The organism is Aeromonas sp. Lyrl_2 (genome assembly GCF_051948815.1).
Lineage (GTDB): Bacteria > Pseudomonadota > Gammaproteobacteria > Enterobacterales > Aeromonadaceae > Aeromonas > Aeromonas veronii.
In genome coordinates, this window is the sequence record NZ_JAYJLJ010000026.1 from 16,971 (window position 1) to 33,972 (window position 17,002).

A 17,002-nucleotide genomic window follows, 5' to 3' on the forward strand; every position below is an offset into this window, starting at 1 on the left:
AAAACAGGTTTCAGGGAAGTTGTATGGCAACCATTTATGTAGACGGCAAAGAGTACGAGGTAGACGGAGCAGATAACCTGCTGCAAGCCTGTCTGTCGCTGGGTCTGGACGTCCCCTATTTCTGCTGGCATCCGGCGCTGGGTAGCGTTGGCGCCTGCCGCCAGTGTGCGGTCAAACAGTATCAGAATGCCGATGACAAACGCGGTCGTCTGGTCATGTCTTGCATGACCCCGGCCACCGATGGCAGCTACATCGCCATCGAGGATGAAGAGGCTAAAGAATTTCGCAAGAGCGTGGTGGAGTGGTTGATGACCAACCACCCTCACGACTGCCCGGTGTGTGAAGAGGGCGGCGCCTGCCACCTGCAGGACATGACGGTGATGACCGGCCACAACAGCCGTCGCTACCGCTTCACCAAACGCACCCACCAGAATCAGGAGCTGGGCCCCTTCATCGGTCACGAGATGAACCGCTGCATCGCCTGCTACCGCTGCGTCCGTTACTACAAGGATTATGCCGGTGGCGAGGATCTCGGGGTCTATGGTGCCCACGACAACGTCTATTTCGGGCGGGTCGAGGATGGCACCCTGGAGAGTGAATTTTCCGGCAACCTGGTGGAGGTCTGCCCCACCGGCGTCTTCACCGACAAGACCCACTCCGAACGTTACAACCGCAAGTGGGACATGCAATTTGCCCCCAGCATCTGCCAGCAATGCTCCGTGGGCTGCAACATCAGTCCGGGCGAGCGTTATGGCGAGCTGCGCCGCATCGAAAACCGCTTCCACGGCAGCGTCAACCACTACTTCCTCTGTGACCGTGGCCGCTTTGGCTATGGCTACGTCAATCTGGCCGATCGCCCGCGCCAACCGCTGCTCAAAGATGGCAACGACCAGCTGACCATCACGGTCGATGGCGCCCTCAACCGCGCCGCCGATGCCCTGCGCACGGCCCGTGACCTCATCGGCATCGGCTCGCCCCGCGCCTCGCTGGAGAGCAACTTTGCCCTGCGCGAGCTGGTGGGGGCAGACAACTTCTACGCTGGCGTCGAGCAGGCCGAGTGGGCCTGTCAGCTGAAGATGCTGCAGATCCTGCAACAGGGCGGCGTGCCGACCCCGAGCCTGCGGGACATGGAAGAGGCCGACGCCATTCTGCTGCTCGGCGAGGATGTCACCATGAGCGCCGCCCGTATCGCGCTGGCGCTGCGTCAGTCGGTCAAGGGCAAGGCTCGCGAGCTGGCCCGCAAGATGAAGGTCGATCTGTGGCAAGTCGCCGCCGTTCAGACCCTGGGTCAGAACGAGCGCTACCCGCTGCTCATCACCAGTCTCGACACCACCCGTCTTGACGATGTGGCGGCCGACAAGCTGCACGCCCCCTATGCCGATCAGGCGCGCCTTGGCTTTGCCATCGCCCACCTGCTCGACCCAGTAGCACCGGCCGTGAGCGACCTCTGCCCCGAGCTGCAGGCACAAGCGACTCGCTGGGCCGAGCTGCTCGGCAACGCCAAGAAGCCGCTCATCATTGCAGGCTCCACTGCCCGCGATGTGGCGCTGCTTGAGGCGGCCAGCAACATTGCCCGCGCCCTGAAAGGCCGAGGTCTGGAAGCCAACATCGCGCTGGTTGGCCAGGAGGCCAACTCGCTGGGTCTGGCCATGCTGGGCGCCCAAACCTTGTCAGACAAGCCACTCGAAGCCGCCCTTGCGCGTATCGAGTCAGAAGAGGGGTTGGCGCTGGTCACCCTGGAGAACGATCTCTACCGCCGCGCGCCGCGCAACCGGGTGGATGCTGCTCTGGCACGGCTGCAGCACCTGCTGGTCATCGACCATCAGGCGACCCCGACCGCCAACAAGGCAGATCTGGTGCTGCCAGCGGCCAGTTTTGCCGAGGCCGATGGCACCCTGGTGAACATGGAAGGGCGCGCCCAACGCTTCTTCCAGGTCTATGCACCCGCCTTCTACAACGCCGATACTCAGGTGCGTGAAGGGTGGCGCTGGCTGACGGCGCTGCAAGGGGCGATCGAACGCAAGCCGCTGCGCTGGCAGAACTTCGACCAGGTCAACCATGACTGCGCCACCAGCAATCCGCTGCTGGCTACCATGCTGGAAGCGGCGCCCAACGCAGGCTTGCGGATCCGTGGCATGCGACTGGCCCGTGAGCCGCATCGTTACAGCGGTCGCACCTCCATGTTGGCGGATCAGAACGTCAGCGAACCGCGGGTAGCGCAAGATCCCGACTCCCCCTTCAACTTCTCCATGGAAGGGTATGCCGGAGCCCGTCAGCCGCTGCCGCAAGTACCGTTCGCATGGGCGCCGGGCTGGAACTCTCCCTCCGCCTGGAACAAGTTCCAGGATGAAGTGGGTGGCAAACTGCGTGCTGGCGATCCGGGTCGCCGCCTGCTGGAAGCAACAGACCCGCAGGCAGAAGGCAAGGAGCTGCTCGGCTGGTTCACCACCATCCCCGCCCCCTTCAAGGCCGCAGAGGCGCTGCAAGTGGTCAATTATGCCCAGCTGTTTGGCGGCGAGGAGCTCTCCGCTCGCAGCCCGGTAATTCAGGCCCGGATGAACGAACCCGAGCTGGTATTGAATCCAGCAGATGCGCAGCGTCTGGCCCTCCATGCAGGCAATCAGGTCTCCTTCTCCTGGGGCGGTAGCCACTGGCAACTGCGCCTGCGCCTGAGCGAACAGCTGAGCGCCGGTCTGGTGGGGCTCCCCCTTGGGGTGAACGGCCTGCCGACGGCCCTGCAACAAGCCTCAATCACTAACCTGCAGGAGGTGATCGCATGAGCGAGTCGCTGATCGATCTGTTGCTGGAGGTGGGCAAGGCACTGATCGTGCTGGTGGGGATCGTGGGGGCTGGCGCCTTCATGAGCTTCATCGAGCGCCGTCTGCTGGCCCTGTGGCAGGATCGCTACGGCCCCAACCGGGTGGGGCCGTTTGGTCTGCTCCAGCTGGCCGCCGACATGATCAAGATGTTCTTCAAGGAGGACTGGATCCCGCCGTTCGCCGATCGCCGGATCTTTATCCTGGCCCCCATCATCGCCTTCACCGCCTTTATTCTGGCGTTTGCGGTGGTGCCCATCACCCCCACCTGGGGCGTGGCGGATCTCAATGTGGGGCTGCTCTACATCCTGGCCATCGCGGGGCTGGCGGTCTATGCGGTGCTGTTCGCCGGCTGGTCGAGCAACAACAAATACTCATTGCTCGGCAGCTTGCGCGCCTCGGCCCAGACCCTCTCCTACGAGGTGTTTCTCGGGCTATCCCTGATGGGGATTGTGATCCAGACCGGCAGTTTCAACCTGCGGGATATCGTCGAGGCACAGGCAGACTTGTGGAACGTGGTGCCCCAGATCCTGGGCTTTGTCACCTTCCTGTTTGCCGGTGTCGCCGTCACCCACCGTCACCCGTTCGATCAGCCAGAAGCCGAGCAGGAGCTCGCCGACGGCTATCACATCGAGTATGCGGGGATGAAGTGGGGTCTCTTCTTCGTGGGCGAATATATCGGCATCGTGCTGATCTCCTCGCTCATCGTGACCCTCTTCTTCGGTGGCTGGCACGGCCCCTGGCTGCCCCCCTTCATCTGGTTTGCCCTGAAGACCGCCTGTTTCATGGTGTTCTTCATCCTGCTGCGGGCCTCCCTGCCTCGCCCGCGCTTTGACCAGGTGATGTCGTTTGGCTGGAAAGTCTGCTTGCCGCTGACCCTGATCAATATGCTGGTCACTGCGGCAGTTGTACTGATAAGTACGCAGTGAGGCACTCAATATGAAAATTGTTAGCATTATTCAGGGTGTCGGCACCCAGTTACGCAGTCTGGCCATGGTCTTCTCCCATGCCTGGCGGCCCCGTGAAACCCTCAACTATCCGGAGCAGGCAGTCTATGCGGCCCCCCGCTACCGCGGTCGCATCGTGCTGACCCGCGACCCCGACGGGGACGAGCGCTGCGTGGCCTGCAACCTCTGCGCAGTTGCCTGCCCGGTCGGCTGCATCTCGCTGCAAAAATCCGAGCGGGAAGATGGTCGCTGGTATCCGGAGTTCTTTCGCATCAACTTCTCTCGCTGCATCTTCTGCGGCCTGTGTGAAGAGGCTTGCCCCACCACAGCCATCCAGCTGACACCGGATTTCGAGATGGGTGAGTACCGCCGCCAGGATCTGGTGTACGAGAAGGAGGATCTGCTGATCAGCGGGCCCGGCAAATACCCGGACTACAACTTCTATCGCATGAGCGGGATGGCCATCGACGGCAAGCCGAAAGGGGATGCCGAAAACGAAGCCAAGCCCATCGATGTCAAGAGCCTGCTGCCCTGAGGAGTCAATCATGGAACTGGCATTTTATGCCTCGGCCCTGGTGGCCATTTACAGCACGCTGCGGGTGATCAGCACCAGCAATCCCATGCATGCGCTGCTCAATCTCATCATCTCCCTCATCGCCGTGGCCATGATCTTCTTCTGCCTGGGTGCCGCCTTTGCGGGCGCCCTGCAGGTGATCGTCTACGCCGGCGCCATCATGGTGCTGTTCGTGTTCGTGGTGATGATGCTGAACCTGGGGAGTGCCCAGGCACAGGAGAAAAAGTGGCTCACCCCCATGACCTGGGGGGGCCCAGCCCTGCTCTCGCTGATCCTGCTGGGCTTTCTGGCCCACGGCATTCTCGGGGTGACCGGGGGCCTGATCGGAGTGACCGAGGTGACCGCCAAGCAGGTGGGTGTCGAGCTCTTTGGCCCCTATGTGCTGGCGGTGGAGCTTGCCTCCATCCTGCTGCTGGCGGGTCTGGTAACCGCCTATCACCTGGGTCGGGAAGAGAAGAGCGGTGAAGTGCTCTCCGTCCCCCGCACAGCATCCCGCTCTGCACAAGAAGGAGGTCAGCAATGAATGGAATCCCTATGGAGCACGGCCTCCTGCTGGCCGCGGTGCTCTTCTGCATCGGCTTGTGCGGTCTGCTGATCCGCCGCAACCTGCTCTACATCCTGATGAGTATCGAGATCATGATGAATGCCTCGGCACTGGCGTTTGTGGTGGCGGGTAGCCGCTGGGCCCAGGCCGATGGCCAGATCATGTATATCCTGGTGATTTCTCTGGCGGCAGCGGAGGCCAGTATCGGCCTTGCCCTGTTACTGCTGCTCTATCGTCGTTACCACACCCTGAACGTGGACACTGTGAGCGAGATGCGCGGATGAGCCTCTTATATCTGACTTTTTTATTTCCGCTGCTGGGATGGCTGGTGTTGGCCTTCTCCCTCGGCCGGTTTGGTGAACGTACCTCGGCGCTGATCGGGGTAGGCTCCATTGGCCTGTCGGCCCTCACTACCCTGTGGGTGGGCATCGACTTTCTGGGCAACCCGCCCGAGGGGGGCGTCTATGTCCAGCGCCTGTGGCAATGGATGGCGGTGGGCAACTTTACCCCGAGCTTCTCACTGGCACTGGATGGCCTATCGCTGACCATGCTGGGGGTGGTGACCGGGGTGGGTTTCTTTATCCACCTGTTCGCCTCCTGGTATATGCGCGGGGAAGAGGGTTACTCCCGCTTCTTCACCTACACCAACCTCTTTATCGCCAGCATGCTGTTTCTGGTGCTGGCCGATGACCTGCTGTTTGTCTACCTCGGCTGGGAAGGGGTGGGGCTGTGCAGCTATCTGCTGATCGGCTTCTACTACAAGGATCGCAAGAACGGCGCGGCGGCCCTCAAGGCATTTGTCGTGACCCGGGTGGGTGATGTCTTCCTCGCCATCGGCCTGTTTATCCTCTATCGGGAACTGGGCACCCTCAATATCCACGAGCTGCTGGTGCGCGCACCGACCCTGTTTGCCGAGGGCTCCCCTGCCCTGTCGCTGGCCTGCCTGATGCTCTTGGGCGGCGCGGTCGGCAAATCGGCACAGCTGCCGCTGCAAACCTGGCTGGCGGATGCGATGGCTGGCCCGACCCCGGTCTCAGCGCTGATCCACGCCGCCACCATGGTGACCGCCGGTGTCTACCTGATTGCCCGTACCCACGGCCTGTTCCTGCTGGCGCCAGAGATCCTCCATCTGGTCGGGCTGGTTGGCGCCATCACCCTAGTGCTGGCAGGCTTTGCCGCGCTGGTTCAGACCGATATCAAGCGGATCCTCGCCTACTCCACCATGAGCCAGATTGGCTACATGTTTCTGGCACTCGGTGTCGGCGCATGGGAAGGGGCCATCTTCCACCTGATGACCCACGCCTTCTTCAAGGCGCTGCTGTTCCTCTCCGCCGGTGCCGTTATCGTTGCGACCCACCACGAGCAGAACATCTTCAAGATGGGCGGGCTGCGCAAGAGTCTGCCGCTGGTCTATGCCTGCTTCCTGGTGGGGGGCTCGGCGCTGGCCGCGCTGCCGCTGGTCACCTCCGGTTTCTACAGTAAGGACGCCATCCTGTGGCAAGTAGAGGCCTCTGGCCAAAGCGCGCTGCTGTGGGCCGGTCTGGCGGGGGCATTCCTCACCTCGCTCTATACCTTCCGGCTGATCTTTATCGCCTTCCATGGCAAAGAGCAGACCAAAGCCCATGCGGGCCACGGTCTGGCTCACCACCTGCCGCTGCTGGTGCTGCTGGTGCTCTCCACCGGCATAGGTGCGCTGATCACTCCACCGCTGGCAGGCGTACTGCCCGCAGGCCCTGGTGATCATATCGAAGAGGGGCGCCATGCACTGGAAATCACCTCTGGCATCATCGCCATCGCAGGCATTGCGCTGGCCGCGTTTCTGTTCCTTGGTGAGCGCCGTCTGGCCACCTCCATTGCCAACAGCGCGCCGGGCCGCCTGCTCAGCACCCTCTGGTTCAACGCCTGGGGCTTTGACTGGCTCTACGACCAGCTGTGGGTCAAACCCTATCTGCTGGCAACCCGTCTGGTCGGGCAGGACCCGCTGGACTGGATGATGGGCCTGCCCGCCTGGCTTGCCCTGCGTGGCAACCAGCTGCTGGCCTGGACCGTGACCGGCAAGTTGCGCTGGTATGCCGCCTCCATGGGGATCGGCGCCGTGCTGGTGCTGGCGCTGTTGCTGCTGGGGTAACGCGATGAACAACCGGACAATCATACAGCCAGGCTGTTTGCTTTCCCTGATGGAACAGGGAGCGCAATCTCATATGAACTTGAACGAGAGCTGATACCGTGACCTTACTCTGGATCTTGCTAATTCCTTTTATCGGCGGCTTGCTCTGCTGGCAGATGGAGCGTCTCGGCGGGCAGTTTGTCCGCTGGGTAGCCCTGCTCTCCATGAGCGCCAGCCTGCTGCTCTCCTGTGCCATCTGGCTAAGTGGAGACTTCTCCCTTGCCACCACGGGCCTCGACAGCGCGGGCGTCTCTGGTGCTGCCTCCGCCTGGGCCGCCGAGTGGCGCCTGCCGTGGATCCCCCGCTTCGGCATCTCTTTGCATCTGGCGGTGGATGGCCTGTCGCTCTTGATGGTTATCCTCACCTGCTTTATCGGGGTACTGGCCATTCTCTGTTCGTGGAAAGAGATCGTACAGCGCATCGGCTTCTTCCACCTCAACCTGCTCTGGATCCTGGGCGGTGTGCTCGGGGTCTTTATGGCGCTGGACCTGTTCCTCTTCTTCTTCTTCTGGGAGATGATGCTGGTCCCCATGTACTTCCTGATTGCGCTCTGGGGCCATTCGGTCACTGACGGCAAATCACGGATCAACGCCGCAACCAAGTTCTTCATCTACACCCAGGTGAGCGGCCTTATCATGCTGGTGGCCATCATCGGGCTGGTGCTGACCCACCAGCATGCCACCGGAGTCTTCACCTTCAACTATCTGGAGCTGCTCAATACCCCGATGAGCAAGGGCGTTCAGTGGCTGCTGATGCTGGGATTCTTTATCGCCTTCGCGGTCAAGATGCCGCTGGTACCGCTGCACGGCTGGCTGCCGGATGCCCACAGTCAGGCGCCGACCGCAGGTTCGGTGGATCTCGCCGGTATTTTGCTCAAAACCGCCGCCTACGGTCTGCTGCGCTTTGCCTTGCCGCTCTTCCCCGAGGCGTCCGCCGAATTTGCTCCCTACGCCATGGTGCTTGGCCTGATCGGTATCGTCTATGGCGCCATCGTGGCCTTTGCCCAAACCGACATCAAACGGCTGGTAGCCTACACCAGCATCTCCCACATGGGTTTTGTGATGATCGCCATCTACTCGGGTAGCGAGCTGGCCCTGCAGGGCGCCGTGGTGCAGATGATCGCCCACGGTCTCTCCGCTGCCGGCCTCTTTATCCTCTGCGGTCAGCTCTACGAGCGGTTGCACACCCGGGATCTGCGCCAGATGGGCGGCCTGTGGGGACGCCTGCGCTATCTGCCCGGTGTGATGCTGTTCTTCTCGGTGGCGTCACTTGGCATGCCGGGCACCGGCAACTTTGTCGGCGAATTCCTGATCCTGATCGGCAGCTTCCAGGTTGCCCCTGTCATCACGGCAGTCGCCACCTTCGGTCTGGTACTGGCCTCGGTCTACTCTCTCATCATGTTGCAGCGCGCCTGCTTTGGCCCCGCCAAGGATGAGAGCATGCTCAAGGGACTGGATCGCCGCGAGCTGACCATGATGATGGTGATCGCGGGCCTGCTAGTTGTGCTTGGCCTCTATCCCCAACCCGTGATTGACACCGCCAGCAGCAGCCTTATCAACGTGCTGCACTGGTATCTGCTGCCGACTGCTGGAGCCCTGCAATGACTTTCTCCGCTTCCCAACTGCTGGCACTGCTTCCCCTGCTGTTGACCACCGGGGCCATGGCGGCCCTGATGCTGGCCATCGCCTGGCGCCGCTGTGTCACCACCGCCTTTACCGTGACCATTGTTGGCCTCAACCTTGCTCTGTTCTCGCTGCCCATCGTGATGGCGCAAGGGGATCAGGGGGTCACCCCGCTGCTGCAAGTGGACAGTTACGCCGTCTTCTACATGGGACTGGTGCTCATCGGCGCCCTGGCTACCTGTACCTTCGGTCAATCTTGGCTGAAAACCTACCCGGACAACCGGGAAGAGTTCTTCCTGCTGCTGCTGATCGCCACCGCTGGTGGTCTGGTGCTGGCCTGCTCCCGTCACCTCGCCTCTCTCTTTATCGGGATCGAGATGCTGACCCTGCCGATGTTCGGTCTGGTGGGTTACGCCTACCGCGAGCGCCACTCGCTGGAAGCCGCGGTGAAATACATGGTGCTCTCTGCCGCCGCCACCGCCTTCCTGTTGTTTGGCATGGCGCTGCTCTATGCACAGGCAGGCAGCTTGAGCTTTGCGGCCCTGGGGCAGACCCTGGCCGAGAGCCCGGCTCACCACCCGCTGCTGATGGGCGGTTTAGGGTTAATGCTGGTCGGCTTTGCCTTTAAACTCTCCCTGGCCCCCTTCCATCTCTGGACCCCGGATGTCTACGAAGGTGCCCCGGCACCGGTCGCCACCTTCCTCGCCACCGTCAGTAAGGTCGCCGTGTTTGCCGTGCTGCTGCGTTTCTATCTGGCGGTACCGGCGGCGAGCGATCCCATGATCCACTGGCTGCTGGCTGCCATGGCGGTCATCTCCATCCTGGTCGGCAACCTGCTGGCCCTGGTGCAGACCAACGTCAAACGGATGCTGGGTTACTCCTCCATCTCCCACTTCGGTTACCTGCTGGCGGTGATCGTGGCGAGCCGATTCGGCCAGATGCCGGTGGAAGCAGCCGGGGTCTACCTGCTGATGTATCTCTTCACCAGCCTGGGTGCCTTTGGGGTGGTGAGCATGATGTCGAGCCCCTATCGCGGCAAGGATGCCGACTCCCTGCACAGCTATCGTGGTCTGTTCTGGAAGCGCCCCTATCTGACTGCCGTACTGACGGTGATGATGTTGTCACTCGCGGGCATCCCGATGACCCTCGGCTTTATCGGCAAGTTCTACCTCATCGGCGTTACCGTCGAGGCGCAGCTCTGGTGGCTCTCCGGTGCCATCGTGCTCGGCAGCGCACTGGGTCTCTACTACTACCTCAAGGTGATGGTGACCCTCTATCTGCGCGAACCGGGCATGCAGCAGCGCGATGCCAGCGCCGACTGGGCTCTCTCCTCCGGTGGAGTGGTAGTGCTGCTCTCTGCAGTGCTGGTGGTGTTGCTGGGGCTCTATCCCCAGCCGGTCATCAGCCTGGTACAAGGGTTCCAGCACGTGGTATTGCAGTAACCTTTACCGTCACTACCCCTCATTACCCGCAAAACCGGCAGCCTTGGCTGCCGGTTTTCTCTTTCCGGCCCGACAGCATCGCGCACTCCGCGAGCCCGCAAATGACAGATAAGTCAGCGAGGGTGATACCCATCATGGTTTTTGCCATACAACCAGAACCGGGCGAGATCCTCATACCCTCTTGAATTCCTTATTGATATATTGGTTATATTCTGGAATGGAGTTCAGATTGATGAAGCAACACTACGTTTGCCAATTTAACCCGACAGAACTGGCCGCCACGCTGGCACCCTTGCAAGGAGGCAAGCTGACCATACTGCTGGCCGAACAGGATTGCGCGCAGGTTCCCCTGTTGCAGCAGTTGTGCCGCGACTTCAACATCGCCCTGGATGGCGCCATTTTCCCCCAGCTGATCGGTGCGCAAGGATTGTTGCCGCAAGGGGCCTGGCTACTGCCCAGAGCCAACCCCTATCACGCCACACTGCTGCCCCTGACACCGCAGGCCAGCGCAGCATCCCTTGCCCACCTGATTGCTGAACAGGTGGAAAGCATGCTGGCCACCTGGCCAACCCCTTCGCCGCCACCAACCCTGTTTCTGACCTTCGACAACCTCATTCCCAATATCGCCTCCATTCTGGATGCGCTTTATCTGCAGCTGGCCAATCGCGTCAACTATGCCAGCGCCAACGCAGGCAGCGGCAGCTTCACCCCTATTGCCTGCCTGTTCGACAATCAACGGCAACTTGCCTACGGGGTCACCTGCACGCTGCTGCCCAGCAACAGCTTTCCCTTTCTGGAACATGGTTATCAACTCTCGGCACAACCAATGCTGGCCACCAGCAGTGAAGCGAACAAGATTGCCTACATCGACTGGCAACCGGCCTTTCAAAAATATCAGGGGCTGATCCGCCAGCAATTCCAGCACACTATGGTGCGCGAGGAGCTCTACCGTTTCGTGGTGCACATGCCACTGGGCCTGCTGCGGGCCAACGGGGATGTGATTGTCAGGATCCCCGTCGAGGCAAACGATGACGGCGCCCTGCTCTGCGCCGGCGAGGTCGCGGAGCACAGCATCCTCACTCTGCTGAAGGCGCCAGAGAGTGCCACCGAACATGCCTGCTTACTGGCCAGGCGCCTCAACCAGCAACAAACCCTCACCCGGGCACACTTGCTGGAGGTCTACTACTGCGCAGGACGCCAGCTGCACTTCGACCAGCAGACAGTGACCGAGCTGCACACCCTGCTGACCCACTCGGGGGCCGGCGATCTGGCAGGAGCCCTCTCCCTTGGCGAAATTGGCAGCGTGCGCCACGGGGATTACCCCCAATTTCATAACGGCGCCATTCTCTGTAACGGGGCATTGATATGAACAACGACCACGCCATGGCCATCGTCTGCGATCTGGCGCTCTGCATCGGGCGTGAAGTGACGTTGGATGCGCTGCTCACAAAGGTACTGCAACGTTTTATGCATCACTGCGCCACGCCGGTTGGCGCGGTATTGCAGCAACAACGGGAGGGATACAAGCTGCTCAAGGTGATCGGCGACGAGCAGCTGCGCCAGCACACCGGCACCACCCTGCCACTGCCTGGGTGGGTCAGCGAGGAGGAGCACTGCCTGCTGCAACAGACGCTCCCCCTGCCGGGCAGCCGCCCCTACCAGTTTGCCTATCGGCTCAAGGTTGAAGGGGGTTATCTCATCTTGCTGCTCGCCCCCCAGCCACATCAGCAGATCGTACCGGTCTGCCATCTGTTCAGCCCGGTGCTCGGCAACCTGGCCCGCGCCATTTCCCTGTGCAAGGACAGCGAGCTGCTCGCTCTGCGTCAGCAGGCCGAACTGAAGGATCTGAAACACTTCAACGAATCCTTGCTCAAGGCCATCCCGATCCCGGTGTTCTACAAAGATATCGAGGGGCGATTTCTGGGCTGCAACCAGGCCTTCAATCAGGTGATCGGCATCGGCAAGGAGGCGCTGCTGGGTCGACGGGTCGAGGAGCTGCTGCCAGTCGGGCTTGCCGAGGCCTACAGCATGCGGGAAGCCGAGTTGCTGCGAAGTCGCCAGCCCCAGTGCATCGAACAGCAGTTGCATGATCGCAATGGCATGCGCTATCAGGTCATCTGTTTCAAGGATCTCTTCTATGACCATCAGGGGATGGTTGCCGGCATCATCGGCACCCTGGTCGACATCACCCGCCTCAAGGAGAGCGAGCACCACCAGCGTGAGCTGCTGTTCCAGACCATCAGTGCCCTCGCCAGCGCCATCACCACAAAGATCGCAACAGTGCGGGCCATGAGCTGAGGGTGCGCGATTTGGCACTGGCCATCGGGCAGGCCATGCAACTGCGGCAAGAGCGGCTGGATGCGCTGGGACTGGCGGCCATGGTGCACAATATCGGCCTGCTGCAGATCCCCACCGAGATCATCACTCGCCCCCGTGAATTGCGGCCGGTGGAGTTCGAACTGATCAAGCAGCACCCCCAGGCCGGCCACGATATTCTCAAACAGATCGACTTCCCCTGGCCCATCGCCACCCTAGTGCTGCAGCACCACGAAAACCTCGATGGCAGCGGCTATCCGCAGGGGCTGGCGGGCAACGCCATTACCCTGGAGGCGCGCATTATCCGGGTGGCCGACTCGCTGATCGCCATGACCTCCCATCGCCCGTTCCGCCGGGCCATGCCCCTGAGTGACGCCTTTGCCGAACTGACCCGCTATGCCGGGATCCATTACGATGAAAAAGTGGTCAATAGCTGTATCGTGCTCTGGCAGACCGGCTACCACTTCGGTCCTCCCATCAGTCAACTTGCAGACAAGGCGGGATAAGATGTCAGAACTCCTCACCTCCTGTGCACTCCCCCACCCACTGACCGATGCGCTCCCCTCCTCGGCGCTGTTGCTGACCCAAGTGATGGATCAGCTTCCCTATCGGGTGCTGCTCAAAGACACCCGATTCAGCTACATTGCGGGCAACCGCCTGCTGGCGGCGGATCTCGCCCTCTCCCCAGAGGCACTGGTGGGCAAGAATGACTGCGACTTTTTTCCCCCCGAACTGGTACAGCGCTATCGGGAGGATGACGCCCGAGTCATGCGCGAGGGGATACACAAGCACATCGAAGAGCCCTATCTGAAGGGGGGAGAAGCCCGCTGGCTCAGCACCACCAAGTTTCCCCTGCGTGATGAGGCGGGGGTCATCGTGGGGGTCGGCGTCTTCTTCGAAGACATTACCGAGCAGAAGTGGCAGCAGGAGAAACTGCAACAGTACACCTGGACCCAACAGGCGATCAGCCGCGCCCACCACGCCCTGCTCAAACCGGGCGATGAGCCACAACTGCTGCAGGATATCTGCGATGCCATCGCCGTCGATGACCGTTTTCCGCTGGTCGCAGTGCTGCAAGGCCAGCCCGAACTCGCCCAACCGCCGAGGATCGTGGCGCAGGCAGGCAGTGCCGATGCATCGGAACAAACGTTGTGGTTGAACGATGAGGCCCTCACCCAGGCCATCCTCCACCAGCGGCGTCTCAATCAGGTGATCTTCCACGAGCGGCACCATACCGGCCACCACCCGTTGCGTTCCCGCCTGCTGATCCCCTTGCCACTGCAGGAGGATCTGGCCGGTGCGCTGATCATTCACAGCGGCCAGCCACGGTTGTTCAGCCAGGAGGAGGAGCAGCTCTTCATCCAACTGACCGACTACCTCACCTATGGCCTGCAGGCGCGCCATACCCAGCAGGCTTATCTGCGCTCGCAACAGGAGAAGATCTTCCATGCCCGCCAGCTGGAGCTGGCACTGGAAGATGCGCTGGGTGCCATCGCTGCCGTGCTGGAGCAGCGCGATCCCTATACCGCTGGCCATCAGAAACATGTGGCCAAGCTGGCCCAAGCCATCGGCCGGGAGCTCAGGCTGGAAGAGAAGCGGCTGCGGGGGATCTATCTGGGCGCCATGGTGCACGATATCGGCAAGATCCAGGTACCGGCCGAAATTCTCACCAAACCGGAGCGCCTCACGCCGCTGGAGTTCGAGCTGGTCAAGGAACACCCCGCCATCGGCTATCTGGTGCTCAAGGATATCGACTTCCCCTGGCCCATCGCCCGGATGATCCACCAGCACCACGAGTATCTCGATGGCTCCGGCTATCCGCAGGGGCTCAAGGGGGATGAGATCCTGCTGGAGGCCCGCATCCTCACCGTCGCCGATATCGTCGAATCCATGTCCTCGGATCGCCCCTATCGCGCCGCCCTCGGCATTCCCCAGGCCCGTGAGCAGATCATCCAGATGCGCGGCCATCAGCTCGATGCGGATGTGGTGGATGCCTGTCTGCGGATCCTCGATCGTGGAGACTTTATCCCCCAACCGCTGGGCTAACCCTGCGCCACTTCCTGCATGATGCTCCGATTGATAAAGTAGCGATGGCAGAACAGCAGAAAGTCCTGCAGCGGCAAGGGCCTGGAGTAGAAATAGCCCTGAATTTCATCCACCCCTATGCTCAGCACCGCCTTCAGCTCATCGTTGTTTTCCACCCCTTCGGCCACGACGCGCACCCCCAGCTGATGAGAGAGCGAAGTGATAGCCTCAACAAAGAGTGCCTGCCGAGTATCGTTATCGATGGCGGTGATAAAGGAGCGGTCAATCTTGAGCTTGTCGAAATAGAGCTCACGCAGATATGAGAATGAGGACCAGCCGGTTCCAAAATCATCGAGCGCCACCCGCACCCCGATGTGGCGCAGTGAGGCGATGATCTGCTTGCTCAGCTCGATATCATCCAGCGCTATGGTCTCCGTCAGTTCCACGATCAACTGCTGTAACCCGAGCGGACCGACACTCATCCTTTCCTCGACATTGGCAGCCAGCCCCATATTGAACATGGAGCTGGAGAGGTTGACCGAGATCTCCAGCAGCTCCACCAGATCTTGCGGGAAAATGGAAAGATCACGCTGCAAACGGTGGAAAATCCAGAGCCCCAGCGCCTCTCCCAGACCGTTTTCCTCTGCCAGCGCTATGATATCGAGCGGCGGAATAAAGCCATATTCCGGATGATTCCAGCGGATCAGCACCTCGGCTCCCAGCCGGACAGCACTCTGACCACGAACTATCGGCTGATAGTAGAGGCAGAGCTGCTGGCACTCGGGGCTCTGGATCAATTCACGCAGCTCGGTCGAGAGGCGGCGGTTGCGCAGGTAATGTTGATGCATGGCTCGGGAGAAGACTACCGAACGATGAAGCCGCTGGCGCTTGGCACTATCGAGGGCGATATCGGCAAACAGCAACATCTCTTCCGGAGTATGTACCGGACGAGCGTATTGGCTCACCCCCATGAAGACCCTGACCCGGTGCGCCGGATCTGCTGCAAAGGCCAGATCGGCCAACTCGGTGCGCAACTGCTCCAGAAAGGAGAAACGCAGATAGGTCGGCATGGCGCCGGAGATAATGATGGCAAACTCGTCACTGCCGGTGCGGGCCACAAAAATACCCGGTGCTGCCACGCTATGAATCCGTTCGGCCAGCTGCTTAAGCAGCCCATCCCCTATCTCGTATCCCAGACTGTCGTTCACTTCACGAAAGTGGCCTAGATCCACCAGGCAGACAGTGATACTGCTGCCGCCGCCACGATATGCTGCCCGCAACTTCAGGTGCTTGATAAGCGCTGCCCGATTGGGGAGACGGGTCAGGGGATCGTTCCACGCAAGAAACTGCTGGTGACGCACTTCGCGAAACAGCATCACCAGCATCACCATAGTTGCCGACATCAGAAAGGCGAGAATGGCAAAATTCTGGGTACGCGACTCATTGAGCAGCTCGCGCTGAGCAATGGCAGAGGGGCCGGTAAAGTTCTTCACCATGACATCACGAATAGCCGCCAGATCGCGATCAAGTTCTATCGAGAAACGAGCTAACCGGGTCGAATCGCGCGTTCCGCTCACCACATCCTGTTCGTACTCTTCAAACAGCGACATCAGCTGCCCTGCTGCTTGGGCAGCACCAAAGCGAGACCTGGCCGGCTTTGCCTCAGCACCGTGCAGGAAAACATCAAGTCGGTTCCAGGCGATGTCAAACCGCTTGTTCATCTCCTCCTGACTCACCGAGCCGGCGCGATAGAGCTGGAGCGATTCGCCAAAACCGTGAACTTCCAGCTCCAACTGTGCCAACGCCCAGGCTGATAACTGGGTATAGCGAGTAACAGCATTGAATGCGCGGTCATAGTTCCAGACCGACCAGATGGCGACCCCCAAAAAGGCAGTCACCATCAGGATCAGGCTGACAAACTTGCCGCGCAGCATGTTACTTGCTCTCTAGCCCAATCAGCTGCCACACCATGCGGCTGTGATAGAGCTCCTTGTTCAGGTCGGGGTAATCGGAGAGCGGGTAGATAATCCAGAGAGGTCCTTTGTTGCGCAGGGTCAGCGGCTTGCCATCCTGCTTCTCGGCAACCAGCACAGGATACTTGTCACCATCCTCGACAGGCACGGCAGCCCAGTAATCATTGACGGCCATCGCCTTGACTTCACTGCTCTTTAGGCCGTATTTCTTCACCAGCTCCCGCAGCAGCACACCGCGGTAAGTGTGACTACCTTCGGTCCAGGGCGTTTCGGTGGTCACTTCGCTTTGCGGCAGTGCCTCAAACTCGGCCCGGGTCAGACTAATCTGCCCCTTGCCATTGCAACACCCATCACCCTTAATCGTCAGAAACGCATCGTCTGCCAGCACCACGCTCGATACAAGACACCCGGACAACAACAGCACTCTGCCAAACCATCCAGTCATGATGAACCTCCATGTCATTGTGTTCAGTTTATTAATCGTACTCTCTTCTGCCATATGCAAACGAAAGAGAGGGGATACCAACTAAAGTCGCAGCCACACAACACAACCAGAGGCACACCTTATTGACTACG

At 60.7% G+C, this 17,002-nt stretch carries 14 protein-coding genes; 12 read left to right on the plus strand and 2 right to left on the minus strand.

Going from position 1 to position 17,002, the window contains the following annotated elements; genetic code table 11:
• Positions 1-23: 23 nt before the first annotated feature.
• The 12 genes from nuoG to VF684_RS18430 all read left to right on the plus strand — a co-directional run bounded on the left by nuoG (position 24) and on the right by VF684_RS18430 (position 14,474).
• The gene (nuoG, locus tag VF684_RS18375) at positions 24-2,780 is read left to right on the plus strand and encodes an NADH-quinone oxidoreductase subunit NuoG (RefSeq protein ID WP_376898521.1); all 2,757 of its coding nucleotides are present in this window, start codon (positions 24-26) and stop codon (positions 2,778-2,780) included.
• On the plus strand, positions 2,777-3,745 hold the full coding sequence (gene nuoH, locus VF684_RS18380; RefSeq protein WP_005337244.1) for an NADH-quinone oxidoreductase subunit NuoH: 969 nt from the start codon (positions 2,777-2,779) through the stop codon (positions 3,743-3,745). Before nuoG ends, nuoH begins: the two co-directional genes overlap by 4 nt.
• Positions 3,746-3,755: 10 nt before the next feature.
• Entirely contained in the window at positions 3,756-4,298 is a 543-nt protein-coding gene (gene nuoI, locus VF684_RS18385) for an NADH-quinone oxidoreductase subunit NuoI (RefSeq protein ID WP_005337245.1), read from the plus strand.
• Between the two features lie 10 nt (positions 4,299-4,308).
• The gene (gene nuoJ, locus VF684_RS18390; RefSeq protein ID WP_005359828.1) at positions 4,309-4,860 is read left to right on the plus strand and encodes an NADH-quinone oxidoreductase subunit J; all 552 of its coding nucleotides are present in this window, start codon (positions 4,309-4,311) and stop codon (positions 4,858-4,860) included.
• Entirely contained in the window at positions 4,857-5,165 is a 309-nt protein-coding gene (nuoK, locus tag VF684_RS18395) for an NADH-quinone oxidoreductase subunit NuoK (RefSeq protein ID WP_005337247.1), read from the plus strand. Before nuoJ ends, nuoK begins: the two co-directional genes overlap by 4 nt.
• Entirely contained in the window at positions 5,162-7,009 is a 1,848-nt protein-coding gene (gene nuoL, locus VF684_RS18400) for an NADH-quinone oxidoreductase subunit L (protein WP_257725397.1), read from the plus strand. Before nuoK ends, nuoL begins: the two co-directional genes overlap by 4 nt.
• Before the next feature lie 98 nt (positions 7,010-7,107).
• Complete coding sequence (gene nuoM, locus VF684_RS18405; RefSeq protein WP_257725398.1) at positions 7,108-8,652, plus strand: NADH-quinone oxidoreductase subunit M; 1,545 nt, start codon at positions 7,108-7,110, stop codon at positions 8,650-8,652.
• Positions 8,649-10,112: an NADH-quinone oxidoreductase subunit NuoN gene (gene nuoN, locus VF684_RS18410; protein WP_064339990.1), complete on the plus strand. Its 1,464-nt coding sequence runs from the start codon at positions 8,649-8,651 to the stop codon at positions 10,110-10,112. The genes nuoM and nuoN overlap by 4 nt, the downstream gene beginning before the upstream one ends.
• Before the next feature lie 232 nt (positions 10,113-10,344).
• Positions 10,345-11,481 (plus strand): FIST C-terminal domain-containing protein, encoded by a 1,137-nt coding sequence (locus VF684_RS18415; protein ID WP_376898524.1) that lies wholly within the window; start codon positions 10,345-10,347, stop codon positions 11,479-11,481.
• Complete coding sequence (locus VF684_RS18420; protein WP_376898526.1) at positions 11,478-12,410, plus strand: PAS domain-containing protein; 933 nt, start codon at positions 11,478-11,480, stop codon at positions 12,408-12,410. The genes VF684_RS18415 and VF684_RS18420 overlap by 4 nt, the downstream gene beginning before the upstream one ends.
• Positions 12,411-12,412: 2 nt before the next feature.
• A complete protein-coding gene (locus VF684_RS18425) occupies positions 12,413-12,934 on the plus strand; it encodes an HD-GYP domain-containing protein (protein ID WP_376898528.1) in 522 nt (173 codons plus the stop codon).
• A gap of 1 nt (position 12,935) precedes the next feature.
• Complete coding sequence (locus tag VF684_RS18430; protein ID WP_139441907.1) at positions 12,936-14,474, plus strand: HD domain-containing phosphohydrolase; 1,539 nt, start codon at positions 12,936-12,938, stop codon at positions 14,472-14,474.
• On the opposite strand, the gene VF684_RS18435 is transcribed toward VF684_RS18430, so the two are convergent.
• A complete protein-coding gene (locus VF684_RS18435; protein ID WP_440174358.1) occupies positions 14,471-16,387 on the minus strand; it encodes a putative bifunctional diguanylate cyclase/phosphodiesterase in 1,917 nt (638 codons plus the stop codon). The genes VF684_RS18430 and VF684_RS18435 overlap by 4 nt on opposite strands.
• Before the next feature lies 1 nt (position 16,388).
• Positions 16,389-16,871 carry a molybdopterin-dependent oxidoreductase gene (locus VF684_RS18440; protein WP_139441906.1) on the minus strand — a complete coding sequence of 161 codons (483 nt, stop codon included), beginning with the start codon at positions 16,869-16,871 and terminating at the stop codon, positions 16,389-16,391.
• Positions 16,872-17,002: the final 131 nt, after the last annotated feature.